Annotated in this window: 14 protein-coding genes and 2 tRNA genes; 9 read left to right on the top strand and 7 right to left on the bottom strand. The window is 67.5% G+C overall.

Features of this window, described 5'->3' with window-relative positions; all coding sequences use genetic code 11:
• The first annotated feature begins 25 nt into the window (after positions 1-25).
• The 4 genes from ACXZ1E_RS16010 (at position 26) to ACXZ1E_RS16025 (ending at position 3,412) form a co-directional block, all read left to right on the top strand.
• On the top strand, positions 26-826 hold the full coding sequence (locus ACXZ1E_RS16010; RefSeq protein ID WP_458041424.1) for an ATP-binding cassette domain-containing protein: 801 nt from the start codon (positions 26-28) through the stop codon (positions 824-826).
• A 71-nt stretch (positions 827-897) separates the two neighbouring features.
• Positions 898-970 (top strand) — tRNA-Asn (locus tag ACXZ1E_RS16015).
• Positions 971-972: 2 nt separating this feature from the next.
• Positions 973-1,716, top strand: coding sequence for a sulfite exporter TauE/SafE family protein (locus ACXZ1E_RS16020; RefSeq protein WP_458041425.1), 744 nt, complete (start codon positions 973-975; stop codon positions 1,714-1,716).
• A 70-nt stretch (positions 1,717-1,786) separates the two neighbouring features.
• Positions 1,787-3,412, top strand: coding sequence for a sensor histidine kinase (locus ACXZ1E_RS16025; RefSeq protein WP_458041426.1), 1,626 nt, complete (start codon positions 1,787-1,789; stop codon positions 3,410-3,412).
• On the opposite strand, the gene ACXZ1E_RS16030 is transcribed toward ACXZ1E_RS16025, so the two are convergent.
• On the bottom strand, positions 3,409-3,732 hold the full coding sequence (locus ACXZ1E_RS16030) for a tryptophan synthase subunit alpha (RefSeq protein WP_458041427.1): 324 nt from the start codon (positions 3,730-3,732) through the stop codon (positions 3,409-3,411). The genes ACXZ1E_RS16025 and ACXZ1E_RS16030 overlap by 4 nt on opposite strands.
• A gap of 72 nt (positions 3,733-3,804) precedes the next feature.
• Positions 3,805-4,371, bottom strand: coding sequence for a peptide deformylase (gene def / locus ACXZ1E_RS16035; RefSeq protein WP_458041428.1), 567 nt, complete (start codon positions 4,369-4,371; stop codon positions 3,805-3,807).
• 63 nt (positions 4,372-4,434) lie between these two features.
• Between def and ACXZ1E_RS16040 the strand changes: the two genes are divergently transcribed.
• Entirely contained in the window at positions 4,435-5,463 is a 1,029-nt protein-coding gene (locus ACXZ1E_RS16040; RefSeq protein WP_458041429.1) for a DMT family transporter, read from the top strand.
• 22 nt (positions 5,464-5,485) lie between these two features.
• Positions 5,486-5,559 (top strand) — tRNA-Ile (locus ACXZ1E_RS16045).
• Positions 5,560-5,920: 361 nt separating this feature from the next.
• Here ACXZ1E_RS16045 and ACXZ1E_RS16050 read toward each other — a convergent pair.
• The 3 genes from ACXZ1E_RS16050 to ACXZ1E_RS16060 all read right to left on the bottom strand — a co-directional run bounded on the left by ACXZ1E_RS16050 (position 5,921) and on the right by ACXZ1E_RS16060 (position 8,154).
• Entirely contained in the window at positions 5,921-6,481 is a 561-nt protein-coding gene (locus ACXZ1E_RS16050) for a DUF6036 family nucleotidyltransferase (protein WP_458041430.1), read from the bottom strand.
• Positions 6,478-6,825 (bottom strand): hypothetical protein, encoded by a 348-nt coding sequence (locus tag ACXZ1E_RS16055; protein WP_458041431.1) that lies wholly within the window; start codon positions 6,823-6,825, stop codon positions 6,478-6,480. The genes ACXZ1E_RS16050 and ACXZ1E_RS16055 overlap by 4 nt, the downstream gene beginning before the upstream one ends.
• Before the next feature lie 135 nt (positions 6,826-6,960).
• On the bottom strand, positions 6,961-8,154 hold the full coding sequence (locus ACXZ1E_RS16060) for a polysaccharide pyruvyl transferase family protein (protein ID WP_458041432.1): 1,194 nt from the start codon (positions 8,152-8,154) through the stop codon (positions 6,961-6,963).
• Between the two features lie 134 nt (positions 8,155-8,288).
• On the opposite strand from ACXZ1E_RS16060, the gene ACXZ1E_RS16065 reads away from it, so the two are divergent.
• Together ACXZ1E_RS16065 and ACXZ1E_RS16070 are read left to right on the top strand one after the other, a co-directional pair.
• Complete coding sequence (locus ACXZ1E_RS16065) at positions 8,289-10,460, top strand: glycosyltransferase (protein ID WP_458041433.1); 2,172 nt, start codon at positions 8,289-8,291, stop codon at positions 10,458-10,460.
• Positions 10,457-11,842: a glycosyltransferase gene (locus ACXZ1E_RS16070; protein WP_458041434.1), complete on the top strand. Its 1,386-nt coding sequence runs from the start codon at positions 10,457-10,459 to the stop codon at positions 11,840-11,842. Before ACXZ1E_RS16065 ends, ACXZ1E_RS16070 begins: the two co-directional genes overlap by 4 nt.
• Here the strand turns inward: ACXZ1E_RS16070 and ACXZ1E_RS16075 are convergent.
• Positions 11,767-12,447 carry a hypothetical protein gene (locus ACXZ1E_RS16075; RefSeq protein WP_458041435.1) on the bottom strand — a complete coding sequence of 227 codons (681 nt, stop codon included), beginning with the start codon at positions 12,445-12,447 and terminating at the stop codon, positions 11,767-11,769. The genes ACXZ1E_RS16070 and ACXZ1E_RS16075 overlap by 76 nt on opposite strands.
• A 245-nt stretch (positions 12,448-12,692) precedes the next feature.
• On the opposite strand from ACXZ1E_RS16075, the gene ACXZ1E_RS16080 reads away from it, so the two are divergent.
• Positions 12,693-13,196 (top strand): DUF3145 domain-containing protein, encoded by a 504-nt coding sequence (locus ACXZ1E_RS16080; RefSeq protein WP_100813162.1) that lies wholly within the window; start codon positions 12,693-12,695, stop codon positions 13,194-13,196.
• Positions 13,197-13,340: 144 nt separating this feature from the next.
• Here the strand turns inward: ACXZ1E_RS16080 and ACXZ1E_RS16085 are convergent, their stop codons facing one another.
• A complete protein-coding gene (locus tag ACXZ1E_RS16085; protein WP_458041436.1) occupies positions 13,341-14,579 on the bottom strand; it encodes a beta-ketoacyl-[acyl-carrier-protein] synthase family protein in 1,239 nt (412 codons plus the stop codon).
• Between the last annotated feature and the right edge of the window lie 14 nt (positions 14,580-14,593).

Genomic DNA, 14,593 nt, shown 5'->3' on the forward strand with positions numbered 1-14,593 from the left:
CCGCCCCGGGCCCATGATCCGGGGCATGATGAAGAGCATGGCCCGGCGTCGAGACATCCCGTTCGCAATTCTTGCGGAGGATCTTTCGCTGGCGCACACGTCCGGTTCTCGTCCGGGTGGCGGTCGCGCGGTCGACGGCGTCTCGTTCGAAATCTTGCCGGGTCGATCGCTCGTCGTCATGGGTTCGACGGGGTCGGGTAAGTCGAGTCTCGCGGTAGCTCTCGCAGGTCGCGGCACCGACGACCTCGCGGTCGTGGGCGGCCAGGCATTCGTCGACGGCGTCTCCATTCGTCACCCCGGTCGCGCGAAGCGTTCGCTGATGTACTACACCGGGTATCTGCCGCAGCGAGCGGGCGCGGATCTACCCGCGCGGTTGACGGCGGGCGAGATCATCACCGAACCGATCACGAGCCGCGACCGCAAGGTCGCTGAACGCGCGCTCGCGCTCGTGGTCGCGTCGATGCTCGATGAGATGCACCTACCGCTGAAGGTGGCCACGCAGTTTCCGTACGAATTGAGCGCCGGGATGCGGCAGCGTGTCGCCCTCGCGCGCGCCCTCGTGCTGCAGCCCCGTGTGTTGATCGCGGATGAACCGCTCGCGAACCTGGACGTCGCATCCCGATCGGCCGTCCTGTCTGCGCTCCGTCAGCGTGCGGCTGATTTCTCCATGGCAACGCTGGCTGTGTCGAACGACGCAGAGCTCGCGAGTGTGCTGAATGCCGACGTCATCGTGCTGCAGCACGGACACATCGTGGCGCAGGGACCACACGATCGTCTGGCGTGGGCGCCGGGCGCCAATGCCGACCCGTGGCTGGTCGCGCCCTGACGTGCAGGTGTCGTTGCGGACGGTTCGGGTTTGCTAGGATAGTGGGGTTGCCCGGCGCGAGTCGGGCGCATTCCTCCATAGCTCAATTGGCAGAGCAATCGGCTGTTAACCGATAGGTTCTTGGTTCGAGTCCAAGTGGGGGAGCAGTGACAGAACTGGCTGCAGGTGGCTGGGTTCTGCTGGTGATCGGGGCCCTCATCGTCGGGTTGTCGAAGGCTGCTCTGCCCGGCGCGAGCACCCTGGCCGTGGCGATCTTCGCAGCGATCCTGCCGGCGAAGCAGTCGACCGCCACCCTGCTCGTTCTGCTCATCGTGGGCGACATCTTTGCGCTCTGGGCCTACCGTCGCCACGCCGACTGGCGAGCTCTCGGTCGGCTGGTCCCCGCGGTCGCTGCGGGTCTCGTGTTGGGCGCGATCTTCCTCGTCGTCGCGGACGATTCCTGGGTGCGCCGCACGATCGGGGTCATCCTGCTCGTCCTCATCGCGGTCACGCTGTGGCGACGCTACGCGCGGCGGGGCGAACCGGCTGTGGACGGTGCGCGCTGGCCGGCGGCAGCGACCTACGGCTCGCTCGGGGGATTCACCACGATGGTCGCGAATGCCGGTGGCCCGGTCATGTCGATGTACTTCCTCGCGTCCGGGTTCCGCGTGATGGCGTTCCTCGGCACCGCCGCGTGGTTCTTCGCGCTCGTCAACCTGACCAAGCTCCCCATCATGTTCGGGCTGGGGCTGATCACGCCAGCGACGTTGTTGATGGATCTGGTCCTCGTCCCGGCGGTGTTGGTCGGTGCATTCGGTGGGCGCTTGATCGCGGGGCGGATCAACCAAACCTGGTTCGAACGCATCGTCATCGCGCTGACGATCGTCGGCGCTCTGTACCTGCTCGTTTGACACGGTTTGGCGGCGCGGCGAGCCCAAATGCTGTCCGAGCCTGCCGAATCGGTCTATTCTCGTGCGCACCATGGATGTGTTCGAGCGGGGCACGATCCGCCAACGACGGTTTCTGGTATTCGTTCGCGCCCAATTACCGCTGTTGGTCGGCACGACGTTTGTGATCGCGAGCGGGTGGGTCGTGGTACCCGAGGTGCGCGGTGATGCGTTCCTCATCGCCGGCGGCCTCATGATCGTGACATCGTGCGTTGTGGGCCTCCTCGTTCCGTGGCATAAGGTCACCGCTCCCGGGCTCGTCGTGCTGGCCCTCGCAGACGTCATCGGCGTCGCTCTTGTCCGGGCCGCACTGTTCCCCTACGTACCCTCGGTCGAGATCTTGGCGATCTTCCCCGTGCTCTGGCTCGCCTACGGCTTCAATCGCGGTGTCATATTCGCCGCGGTCGGCGGCACGATCTTCATCGCCGTGTTCCCCTACCTCGCAGCGTGGACGGTGCCGCAGTCCTCGCTCGAGTGGCTCAACGTGCTGACGCTGCCGGTTCTCGTCATCGGGATCGCCATCCTGGCGAATCTCGCGGCCGACGAACTGCGAACCCGCCGCGCGCGGCTCATTCAGGCCTTCTCCGTTCAGCAGACCGCGCTCGAAGAGGCGCAGGACAGCGAAGCCATCGTGCGCAGCATCCTCGATACGGTGAACGCCGGTGTGGCGTTTTTCGCGGTCGACGGAGAGCTCATCGCCAACGATCGTGCCGCGGACGCTGCCGCCGCAATCGGATTCGATCTCGACGCGAAGCAGTACAGCGGCAACAGGATGTACGGGGCGGATCGGATCACCCCCATCCCGCCGGAAGCACAACCACTCGAACGGGGGCTCCGAGCCGAAGTTGTGGAGCAGGACTTCGCGTGGATCGGACCGGCGCACAAGCAGTCCGCGATGATCACCTCGACCAGTCTCGTGCGGCGGCCGTCCGGGGAGTTGCTCGGCACCGTGGCGGTCATGTACGACGTCACCGAGCTTGCCGAGGCGATCGAGATTCGCGAGGAGTTCTTGCGCACGGCTTCGCACGAGCTCCGCACGCCTCTCACGGCGGCTGTGGGCTACGTGGATCTGCTGGAGGAAGACCCTGAGCTTCCTCCGCGACTGGCCGAGCGGCTCGACACGGTGCGGCGGGGAATCGAGCGCCTCACGACGCGCATCGCCGAACTCATGGCGGCGAGCGACGATGGTGTCGACCTGAATCCTGTGCGGGTCGATGTCGGACAGCTCGTCGAGGAGTGCGTCGATCGTCTTCCGCCGCGCAATCGCGGTCGGGTCATTCGCTTCGGCACCGACGCCGGAGGGATCGAAGCCGACGTGGACCCGCGGCGTCTCTCGCAGGCGATCGGCGAGCTTCTCACGAACGCCATCAAGTTCGGTTCCGAAGAGATGCCCGTGGTGGTGCGCCTCTCGAGTGAGGGCGACGCGATCGAGCTGCGGATCACCGACACGGGCCCCGGGATGTCGCGGGCCGAAATCACTCGCGCATTCGACTCGTTCTACCGGGCCCCGGCGGCCCGGGCACAGGCGATCCAGGGCTTCGGGCTCGGTCTGCACATCGTCCGCAATATCTTCCAGGCCCACGGCGGGGATGTGCAGCTGCGCAGCGAAGTGGGCGTGGGAACGACCGTGATCTGTCGACTTCCCCGGCCGGCCGCTTAGCCGCCGGAGCCCCGGTGGGCGAGTGGGTCCTCGCCGAGCATCCGCCACACCGTACTGGTTAGGGCGGGGTGCTCAAGCGCGATCTGGCGCAGCACACGATAGTGGCGGACGTGCGTCGGCATCCGTCCACCGTCCGCGATGATCGCGTCGGCACGCAGCATGTGCACGACGAGCTCATCGACCGTGGGGAGTTCTTCCATGAAGGCCCAGGGGTCTTCGCCATGGCGAAGGCGCTCTTCGACGACGACGCCGAGTTCTTCGGATGCCTCGGCGCGGAGCACTTCCAGGCTCGCGCGTCGTTCGATCCGTACCTCTTCCACTCTTCGAGCCTACGCGCGATTCGGCGATGGGCGCGAGGCGCGGTCCACGCGGCTCGGCCTACGCGGCTCGCCCTATGCGTCGAGGTCGTCGACGCCGGGCATCCACGACTGCCCGGGCACGCCCCAGCCGCGTTTGCGCACGATCTTGGCGGCCGTCTTCGCGTCGGCGTCGCCGATGCGGTCGACGTAGAGAATCCCGTCGAGGTGATCGAATTCGTGCTGCAGGATGCGTGCGCGCCAGCCATCGACCTCGAGTCGGACGGGCGCGCCTTCGAGATCCGTTCCCGTGACGATGGCGCGGTCGGCGCGGCGCAGCGGGAACCTTTCGCCGGGGAACGACAGGCACCCTTCGCTCTCGTCGTCCGGATCGGGATGACCGGGCTCCGGCGACGTGATCCACAGCTCCGGGTCGATCACGACGCCCCGCCAAGGCGCCCCCTCGTCGTCCTCGTACGAATACACGAAGATCCGCAGCGGCACCCCCACCTGCGGGGCGGCGAGTCCGACGCCGGGTGCGACGTCCATCGTCTCGTGCATGTCGGCGACGAGAGTCCGGATCTCGTCGGTTATGACACCGACGCGAGCTGCGGGGGAATGAAGGACGGGATCACCCAGGATCACGATCGGGAGCACAGCCACGTATCGAGCCTAACCGGAGCGCCTCGGCCCATCGGCATCTGCCTCGGTTAGTGTCGATGAGTGATGTGGGTGGGATCAGTAGAAGAAGTCGGCGAGCAGCTCGTCGGCGCTTTCCAGAATCCAGGCCTGCTCCTGGGTATCCCGCTGGCTCTGGCCGGCGCGGTCTTCATGTCGTTCGGCGCTCTGTATCAGCACCGCGGTGTGGAGAAAGTCGAGCGCCTGAGCGGGCAGGACGGCGCGAGCGGGCTGACGATGCGGCAGATGTCGCGTTTGATCACGCGCCCCTCGTGGGTCGTTGGCACACTGATGCTCGGGATGGCGATTCTCTGCCAGCTGGGTGCATTGACCGTTGCACCGCTCATCGTGGTGCAGCCGCTGGGCGCGATCGCCCTCGTCATCACGACCCTGCTGAACTCGCGTGTGAGCGGCCTGGCGCCGACGAGGCGATCGCTCATGGCGATCGTCGCGTGCGTCGGCGGCATCTTCATCTTCGTGATCATCGCCGCGATCTTCGCGACCGAGCGGCCGCTCAGCGAGAGCGACCTCATCACGGTGCTCGTGATCATGGGCGTCGTGCTCGTCGTCATGATCGCGCTGTGGATCCTGCTGCGCAAGCGGATGCGGGCGTTGTTCTACATCCTGAGTGCGGGCGTCGTCTACGGCTTCGTCGCAACGCTCGCGAAGGTCGTCATCAAACGGGTCGAGGCCGGTGACTTCGAGTGGTTGACATTCGTGTGTCTGCTCGCGCTGCTCGCGGCGACAGGTCTCGGCGCCTACTTCGTCCAGACCGCGTATTCGTCCGGCCCGCCCGACCTCGTGATCGCGGGCCTGACGGTCATCGACCCGATGGTCGCGGTCCTCATCGGTCTGCTCGTGCTCGGTGAGGGCGGCGCCGCGCCACTGTGGGCTCTCATCGGCTTCGCCATCGCGGGGGCCATCGCGGTGTGGGGCGTCATCACCCTGGCGCGCTTCCATCCGCAGGTTCTGTCGCACAGCCAGGAGTTCCCGATCCTCCGCGGGGGATCGACATCCAGCAGTGTTTCACCGCGACCCACGATGGACGATGGCGCGGGTCCCGATCCTCTCGTCTGACGGACGCTAGGCTTTTCCCTACGGGGCGGTGGCCAAGCTGGTCAAGGCAGCGGGCTCATAACCCGACGATCGTGGGTTCAAGTCCCACCCGCCCTACTCCTAGCAAGCACGCGACCCAGCCCTGAAAAAGTTGGACCGTTGATGTTCGCGGCATTTCGATGACGATAGTCGTACCTGATCGGGTTAGCGCCGCAGACTCCCCGGGCCGGCTAATCGCCGAGGGTAGGTGGCCTTGACATCGGCCGTCGGCGCAGCGATACGGTTTGCACGTGCGATGCCAGCTTGTCAACGACGAGGTCCTCGAATAGGTCGCTGGTAAGTGAGGCGCACGTTTCCCGGACGCTCAGTTTCCGCTATGACATCGAGACCAACGTCGATGTCGGCATAGCAAGAAACTTGTACCCCGTTAGGGAGGGTTACTGAACGCATACTCAAGTCTGCCGCGCTCTCGTGTTTGCTACGTAGCCTCACGCGGCAAGACGCGGTCCAGAACCCACCTGTATGCGTAGTCGAGGTTGCCGCCGTCGGCGAGATGGGTGCTCGTCAAGCGTTCGAGCAGGATGTTTGGATCGATCAGATCCGCATCGAGCAGCGCACCAACAAAGTCACGGTCTTTTTGCCTATGCGCTACGAGCTTGGCGACGCACAGGTCGTGTGGTTCGAGGCAGAGTCCCAAACGGGCCGCGCCGTCCGGCCCTTCCGTTGGTACCTCGACGAGCCGTTCTTCCCACAAGTCGGGCAGAGTGGCGGTTCGCCGCCCCACGCCGTCGATATAGAAGCCGTGCGTCTCGTGAAAGATGCTCAACTCCCCGTTGATGTCCAGACGACGAGCGATCGTCTCCGCATCATCGTCGTCGAGCGGCATGATGTCGACTTCGTTCGAAAGCGTGGCTAGGGCGGGTAATTCGTCCTGGTCCCAGGTTCCGAGAACGCTCTGGCTACCGATGATAATGACCTTGTCGCGCATGACAACGTGTGTCGCGGCGCGAATGGCGCGTTCCAGTTCTGAACGGTTCACCGCGCGTACTCGCTACGGCTGTAGACTTCGTCGAGGACAGTGCGCCGCTCCGCCTCTGAGAGCACACCCAAGAACACCCCGAGATTCCGCATCTCTACCGCGTACTCGTCGTCGCCGGCCAGCACAGCGTTGATGCCGTCTACGTCGCGGCTTCGCAGCAATCGCAGCCATTCCGATACGAGATCGCGCGCACCTCCCCGCGTATGCGGAAGGACGCGGTTCGCACCTTCGATCCCGAGCTGGACCACGCGCTCCGGATCTTCACTAAGGTGACGCTGTACGGCCTGATGCAACGCAAGGCTCGTGTAGAACTTGCGATCACGACGCACAGGTGACGGCTTCATAGCTCCTCGATACGCGGCTCGACCTTGTCGTCATGTTACCCCCGGCCGTTCTCGGGATGGGCGTGCCACCGTGAAGGACCGGCCAAACCCTGGTGGTGAGACGAGTTGGGTGAGCGTCGTGCCTGCATACGCGGTTCAGCGTTCGACGTTCGCGACCCTGTCCCACCACAGCGCCGCCTCTGCACGGTTGCGGGGCTCGCGTTCGGCCGCGGCATCGGCGATCCGTTCGCGCGCTGACCAGACCTGGTCGAGCACCGCGGCGCCTGCGCCAGCGGTGTCCGCGAGCGGTGCGATGCCGTCCTGACCCCAGTGTCCCAGTACACCGAGCTGCTTGATGCGGGTGTAGTCGTCAGCGACGAGCCCGACGATCGGTACGCCCGCAGGTGCGGCGAACACGGCCGGGTGGTAGCGACCGGTGATCAGCAGCGCGGACGACCGCGCGAGGCGGGCCGCGGCGCGCGGGTCGCCGGTGGGGATCACCCGCGACGGTGCCGACATCTGCGCCCGCACCTCATCGTGCAGCACGGCGTCACCGCGGGCGGGAGCCGCGGAGTCCAGGCGGCCGAAGTGCGCGTGGAACGCGACCGACTCACCGGTCAGCTCGGCCGCCCGATCGACCAGCCGGGCGATGCCGGCGACGGTCTCGTCGCGCGGAGCACCGCCCAGGCTGAGCGAGAGGCTCACGAGCACTCCCGATCGCGGGGCGTCCGCGTCTTCATCCGCGCCGGGATCGCGGTCGCCCAGGAACGAGGCATCGTCGACGCCCAGGCGCGCAACCACGCCGAGCTCACGCGCCAGCGCCAGAGATGTCTTCTCGCGGACTCCGACGAGGCGAGCGTTCTGCAGGGCACGAGACAGCAGCGTCCGATCGTGCGGCTCGAGGTCCGGACCGAATGTCTGACCCGTGATGACCACGGGACGCCCGAGTTCGCCGGCGATCCGGGCCAACGTCGCCCGCTCATAGATGTGCACCGGCCAGCGCGACGCGAGGTTACCGCCGCCCGCGACGACGACCCCGTCTGTGTCGGCTATCGCCTCGATGACCGCCCGCGCGGGATCATCCGTCCCGAGAAGGGACGGATGCTTCGCCGCAGCCACGACCTCGCGCATCCGGTCCTCCGCGTCGTCACGGTTGAGGACTGCGAATCCGATGCGGGGAACCGCGTCGACGCCGTACCGCGCGGCCGATTCGGCCGGCTCGGCGGACACGGCGACGAGCTCGACGCCGCGAGCGTGCATCTCGTCGCGGAGGGCCTCGACCATCGCCTCGTCACCGATGTGCATCATGCCGTCTGACACGCCGATATCGCCGATAGAGAGAAGCCGCACGAGCACCGGAGCCTAGCCTCCGAAGTCGGCCGACGCCAGCCGAGTCCGATGTCACTCGCGCGGGCTACGATCGGCATGCGGTTGTATTCGGACGACTGTGTTCGGACGAACTCGCGCGCGCGGAGGAGACGACGATGGGCATCCAGACGGCCATGGACGCGGTGTACGCCGCCCCGGGAATCGTGGACGCCATCCGGCTCGCGGACGATGTTGCGTTCGAAGCGGGACGCGACCCTGGTGTTCGTACCCTTCGTCTGCTGGCGAAGGCCCTTGCCAGCGAAGACGACGTCGCGGCCATCACGGCCGTGCACGCCCTGGCTGAGATGTACGACGAGCAGGCGGCCCGAGCTCTCAGTGGGCTGCTCTCGGACGAACGCGGCTTCATCCGTGAACATGCCGCGTGGGCGCTCGGCGCGGGTCTGCCGCGCTTCGATGCGATCGGGCGGCTGCTCGGAATCGTGGCAGCGGGCGGCTTCTCGGGCATGCTCGCGCAAAGGACGCTCGAGAACTGGTCGATCACGATCGGCGAGTCGCTCGCGGTCGCGATCGAGTCGGCTCTTCTGGGGATTCAGGATGCGCCGTCCCGCACGCGCCTCGTCGAGACTCTGGGCCTTGTGCGGGCGCCTATCGCTGCGCGAACGCTGCTCATCTGCGCCAGCGACCCGCACGAGCCGCGCACGGTGCGAATCGCGGCCGTCGCGGCGCTCGGCCAGCGCGCACACTCGGCGGAGGCTGCGTTGCTGCTCGGTGACTTGGCCGATGGTGAGGATGAGCTGGCGGATGCCGCGCGCCTCGCGCTCGTGGACCTCGCGGCTGCGCGCACCGCGGTCGGCCCTGCCCGCAACGGATCCGCACCAACGCCCGGCCCGCTGACCGTGGCACAGCTCTTTCTGCACGCCGACATCGATCCGTCGCTCACGTCGGCGGGCGTCGGCGACAACGGTGGAATCGCGACGTTGCTGGTGCGCCTGGGCGATGCCCTGGTAGCGGATCCCTCGACGGGTGTCCAACGCGTGGTGACCCTGTCGCGTGGCCCGCGCGAACGTGCCGTGATCGACCTCGGCGTCATCGGCATGGACCGCGATGGCCACGTCTACGGTCGGGTCCCGCTGGCCGAACAGCCCGTGCCGTCCGCGGCGGCGTGGTCGCTGCGCGTGCCCGCGCGCCGTGGCATCCGACGCATCCTCCGTGCCGCCGGTCGCATCGACGTGCTGCACCTGCGGATGGCGGACGTGGGCAGTCTTGCCGCGGCGGACGTCGCACGCGAACTCGGCATCCCCGTCGTGTTCACGGTGGCCCCCGATCCGCACGCGGTGATCCAGTCGATGGACCTCTCGGGAACGTTGCACCGATCGGACTTCGGCGAGGTCGACATGCGCGAACATTTCTGGTTCCGCGCCCGGCTCGTGCAGAGCCTCGCATCCAACGCGGCGCACACCGTGCTGTTTCCCCGTCCGAAGCTCGAAGAAGACATGCGGCATCTGGTCGGCATCGACATCGCATCGCACCCCGAACGGCACACGATCGTCGCCGAGGGCGTCGACCTCGAGGTCGTCGAGCGGGCCGTTGCCGAGGTGCGATCGGGCTCCAGCGAAGACGTCCCGCCCGAGGTCCAGCCGCTCCGCGCCCTGCTCGAAGAGCTGCCCGCCGAGCGTCGCGGACTTCCGCTGCTGGTGAGTGTCGGGCGACTGCACCGGGTCAAGGGCATGGCGACCCTCGTAGAGGCCTGGGCGAGCGGGCCGCTGGCCGATCGTGCGAATCTGCTCATCATCGGCGGTGACCTCGAACGCCCGTCGCTCGACGAACGCGAGCAGCTCGAGCGCATCGCGCGGATCGTGCCTGACGCGGATCGCGCCGCGCGCGGCCTCGTGCTGGCTGGGCACCGCTCGAACGACGTCGCGGCGCGATGGTTGGCCGCCGTCCGCTTCGGTCTTCCGGGCCTCGCGGCCGCGGGCGGCGTTTACGTGTGTGCGAGCGTGAAGGAAGAATTCGGGATCGCCTTGCTCGAGGCCATGGCCACCGGTTTGACGGTCGTCGCGCCCGACGGGGGCGGCCCTGCCACCTACGTCACGCGCGGTGATACCGGGGTATTGACGCAGACGTGGGACGTGGCGCGGCTCACCCAGGCGATCGCCGAAGCGCTCGACATCGCCGCCGAGCGCGACGAGTCGCGGTCGGAGCGATCGCACGACATGGTCCGGGAACGCTTCACGATCCAGGGCATGGCTTCGGCACTCGGCCCCGTCTACGGCGGCGTGGCGCGGGAAGAGGCCGAGCTGATCCGGGCCGCGGGGGTGCTCGGGTGACGCTGCTCGTCATCAGCCCGGACTACGCCTCGCATCTGCTTCCCCTCGCGACGCTGGCAACACGGTGGCGCGATGCGGGGGAGCGCGTGGTTGTCGCGACGGGCCCGTCGACGGCGGGAATCGTCGCCGACTTCGGGTTGGAGCGGATTGATCTGACACTGGGGCGGGGCTCGAACCCCGGTGTGATTCGCGCCGAGGAACAACCGCGCGACGAGGGCGCTTCGCTGCGGGGATTCTTCGACGCGACGCGCCGTGGAATGACGCAGACCCTGCGCTACCAGGCACAGGAGCGGCTTACCGACTTGATGTGGGATCCCGTCGGGCGCAGTCGGCGCGTGCTCGAAATCGTCGACGAGGTCCGCCCCGATGCGATCCTCGTTGACCACCTGGCCTTCAGCGCTCGCATGGCATTGCAGACCGCGGGTGTGCCGTACGGCGACGTCGTGCTGGGGCATCCGAGCGCGCTGCCGGTCCCGGGGGAGGTTTACGGCTACCCGCCGTACTGGCCGAGGGCATTCGCGCCATCGCAGGAGGACCTCGACGAGTTGCGTGAACTCTGCGACCGGGTGGCCGCAGGCTTCACGGGGGAGTGGAACCGGGCTGCGCGCGAACTGGACGGTCGGTCGGCCGACGTCGACGACGCCTTCGCAACCCACGGCGGCACCCAGGGCGGCACAATTCTGTACAACTATCCGGCCGAGCTGGCCGCGATCGAGGGGCGGGTGCTCCCGCCGCACGCCTTCCTCGGATCGACGCGCCGCGAAGAAGCCGTTGCCCCCGACATCCTCGAGTGGATCGCTCGAGACGAACCCTACGTCTACGTCAGCTTCGGGAGTTTCCTCTCCGTTCGGGACGACGTTCTCGCGCGCGTTGCCGAGGCCCTCCGCAGTGTGGGCGTGCGAGCCGCGATCGCGACCGGTGCAACCCCGGGCGAGGCGCTCGGCGACGTGCCAGACGGATGGCTCGTGCGTCCCCATCTGCCGCAGGTGCGGCTGCTGAAGAGCGCGGCGGTTGCGGTCAACCACGGCGGCAACAACTCGGTCACCGAGGCGCTCGGAAGCGGCGTGCCGATCCTCGTGCTGCCCTTCTCGACGGATCAGTTCGCGGGCGCCGCGACCATCGAGCGCGCGCGGGTAGGCGTCGCGCTCGACCCGAACTCCGCAAGCCCCGAGGAACTCGCGGACGCGCTCCGCGTGCTGCTCACCGGGGACGCGGATCGGGACGGGGTGGAAGGATCGGACGTCGACCGCGCCCTGTTGCGACGGATAGCCGAAGGCCAGACCGCTCGGCCCGGACCCGAGGTCGCCTACGAGGCGCTGGCGGCAATGCGCTCGCTCACGAGGGATCGCATCGCTTCGGGATCGCCGTCCGCCGACCGGTAGCGCTCCATGAGCGCGGCACTCGCGTCGAACCGGGCGCCAGCTCGTGTCTCGGCGACGTGATGCAGGGCGTAAACGCGACCTTCGTGGCGCTGAGGTGGGCTGCCAAGGAGGGTCTGATGCGCGAGATTCCACGCGGCATCCTCGTACCCCCACCCGCGGAAGCGCTCGTCCTGCCCTCCGTGCCGCTCCCACGTGCGCGGAGTCGTGACGTACACGCCTGAGCACGCGCCGCGGACGAGCTCGAACTCGCACTGTTGTGGGTCCATCCCCGCCAGGTACTGTGCGGTGCCGGTGGCACCGAGCCAGTGATAGGCGGTGTATGGCAGGTGTACGAGGCCGCTCGTCCGCGCGGCAGCAACAGCGGCTCGGAGTGCATCGGCCTCGGGGATCGTGTCCGCGTCGTTGATGATGACCACGTCATCGAGGCTCGCGTCGGCGATGCCCCGGTTCCGGCATGCCGCGAGCACGAAGACGTCGTCGCCCGTGTCCACCGTCTGGACCGTGAACTCGGAGAACTCGCGCGCGTACCAGCTCGTCAGGGCCTCGAAAGCGGTCACGCGGGAGGGCGCGGGGCGCCAGGGGATGATGACGGAAACGGCAGACACGACGTTCAGCCTAAGCGCGTAAATGTGAAAGGAAAATCGCGCCTCGACCCGTGCTTCGCGAGTCGAGGTGGCCTCTATCCGGCCGTGCTTCCTTTCAGATTTACGGAACGGCGGCGCGCCGCGGAATCACAGTGTTGTGATTCCCTTACGCGATGGGCAATAATGGGCCCACAACCGAACAGCAGTCGCCGACACACGTGTCACAGGTCGTAGGGGAAGACGTACCTGAAGAAACGGAAGTGGAAATGGCGACATCATCAGCGCGCGGAGTGATCTATGTCCACTCCGCGCCGCGGGCGCTGTGCCCGCACCTGGAGTGGGCTGTCGGGCGTGCGCTCGGTCGCGCCGTGAATTTCGAGTGGGACGAGCAGCCGGTGCTTCCGGGTGCCCGTCGTGCCGAGTTCTACTGGGAGGGCCCCGTCGGAACCGGCGCCGCCCTGTCGTCGGCGATGCACGGTTGGGAGCACCTCCGCTTCGAGGTGACCGAAGACCCCACCCCGCGCTCGGACGGTGGGCGTTGGTTGCACACGCCGGACCTCGGCATCCACTACGCGCAGACCGACGCGGCCGGCAACGTCGTCATCGGTGAAGATCGCATTCGGTACGCGATGGAGATCGCCGCGGGTGACGCTCGTGAACTTCAGCGCGAACTGGGCGTCGCGCTCGGCCAGGCCTGGGACGATGAGCTCGAGATCTTCCGCCACGCGAGCGACCAGGCTCCCGTGGTGTGGCTCCACAAAGTCGGTTGATGGCGCGAGTCGGTTAGTGACGCGAGCCCGACAACCCAGACATCCCCACACTCGGACCGAACCCATCGTCCGCGCTTGCGCGGCCTGTTGGCTGGGTCAGGATGTGGAACCCCCTGGGGCTCGATCTGCGAGCGTGAGAGCTGTTCAGGATGTCGAGAAGGCCACGACCGCGTTGTGGCCACCGAAGCCGAACGAGTTGCTGATCGCGAGCTGGTCGCCCGAGCCCAGGTCCTGAGGTGCGCCCGAGATCCGGAACGGCACTTCGGGGTCCTGCGTCGTCAGGTTGATCGTCGGAGGCGCTTGGCGCTGACCGATCGCGAGCACAGTGAAGATGGCCTCGAGTGCTCCGGTGCCACCCAACAGGTGCCCCGTGGATGCCTTGGTCGCTGAGACGGGGATCTCTTCCACCCGCGGGCCGAAGATGGCCTTGAGGGCCTGGTACTCGTTCGGGTCACCGACGGGGGTGGAGGTGGCGTGCGCGTTGATGTGCGTGACGTCGTCCGGGGATGCTCCGGCCATCTCCAGCGCCATCGTCACGGCGCGAGCCGCGCCGTGGCCCTCGGGGTCGTTGGCCGTGATGTGGTACGAATCGGCCGTGACGCCGCCGCCGACAACGTACGCGTAGATCTTTGCGCCGCGCGCCTTGGCGTGGTCTTCCGTCTCGAGGATGAGTGCGCCGGCACCCTCGCCCATGACGAAGCCGTCGCGGTCGATGCTGCCGGGTCGCGATGCGGTCGCGGGGTCGTCATTGCGGCGCGAGAGCGCCTGCATCGACGCGAACGACGCGACGGTGATGGGGTGGATGGCCGACTCGGTGCCGCCCGCGATGACGACGTCTGCGAGCCCGTCCTGCAGGTGCTCCACGGCGTTGACGATCGACTCTGTGCTCGACGCGCAGGCGCTCGCGACGGTGCGGGCAAAGGCACGCGCACCGAAGTGGAGCGACAGGTTTCCGGCCGCCGCATTGGGCATGAGCATCGGCACCGTCATCGGCATGACGCGGCGGGGCCCCTTCTCGCGGAGGGTGTCCCACGCGTCGAGGAGTGTCCACACGCCGCCGATGCCGGTCGCGAAGTCGACTCCGAGGCGTTCAGGGTCCACCTCGGGTGCTCCGGCATCCTCCCACGCCTCCATCGCTGCGACGAGGGCGAACTGGGACGCCGGGTCGAGCCGCTTGGCGGTCGGTCGGGGCAGGACCTCTTCGGGGCGCACGATCGCCTCGGCGGCGAACGTGACAGGTAGCTCGTACTTCGCTACCCACTCGTGCTCGAGCGTGCGTGCGCCGGACACTCCGGCGAGCAGTGCGGTCCAGCTGTCGGGGGCGGTGCCGCCGAGCGGTGAAGAGGCACCGATCCCGGTGACGACGATGCGCTTGGTGGTCATGACACGAATCCTCA

The organism is Pacificispira sp. HM-600, from assembly GCF_977993705.1.

Bases quoted from the DNA above. Each gene is read 5' to 3' on its own strand.
- ACXZ1E_RS16040 (WP_458041429.1), top strand. From the start codon at position 4,435: ATGTGGGTGGGATCAGTAGAAGAAGTCGGCGAGCAGCTCGTCGGCGCT.
- ACXZ1E_RS16085 (WP_458041436.1), bottom strand. From the start codon at position 14,579: ATGACCACCAAGCGCATCGTCGTCACCGGGATCGGTGCCTCTTCACCG.
- ACXZ1E_RS16080 (WP_100813162.1), top strand. From the start codon at position 12,693: ATGGCGACATCATCAGCGCGCGGAGTGATCTATGTCCACTCCGCGCCG.
- ACXZ1E_RS16055 (WP_458041431.1), bottom strand. From the start codon at position 6,825: ATGAAGCCGTCACCTGTGCGTCGTGATCGCAAGTTCTACACGAGCCTT.
- ACXZ1E_RS16025 (WP_458041426.1), top strand. From the start codon at position 1,787: ATGGATGTGTTCGAGCGGGGCACGATCCGCCAACGACGGTTTCTGGTA.
- ACXZ1E_RS16065 (WP_458041433.1), top strand. From the start codon at position 8,289: ATGGGCATCCAGACGGCCATGGACGCGGTGTACGCCGCCCCGGGAATC.
- ACXZ1E_RS16010 (WP_458041424.1), top strand. From the start codon at position 26: ATGATGAAGAGCATGGCCCGGCGTCGAGACATCCCGTTCGCAATTCTT.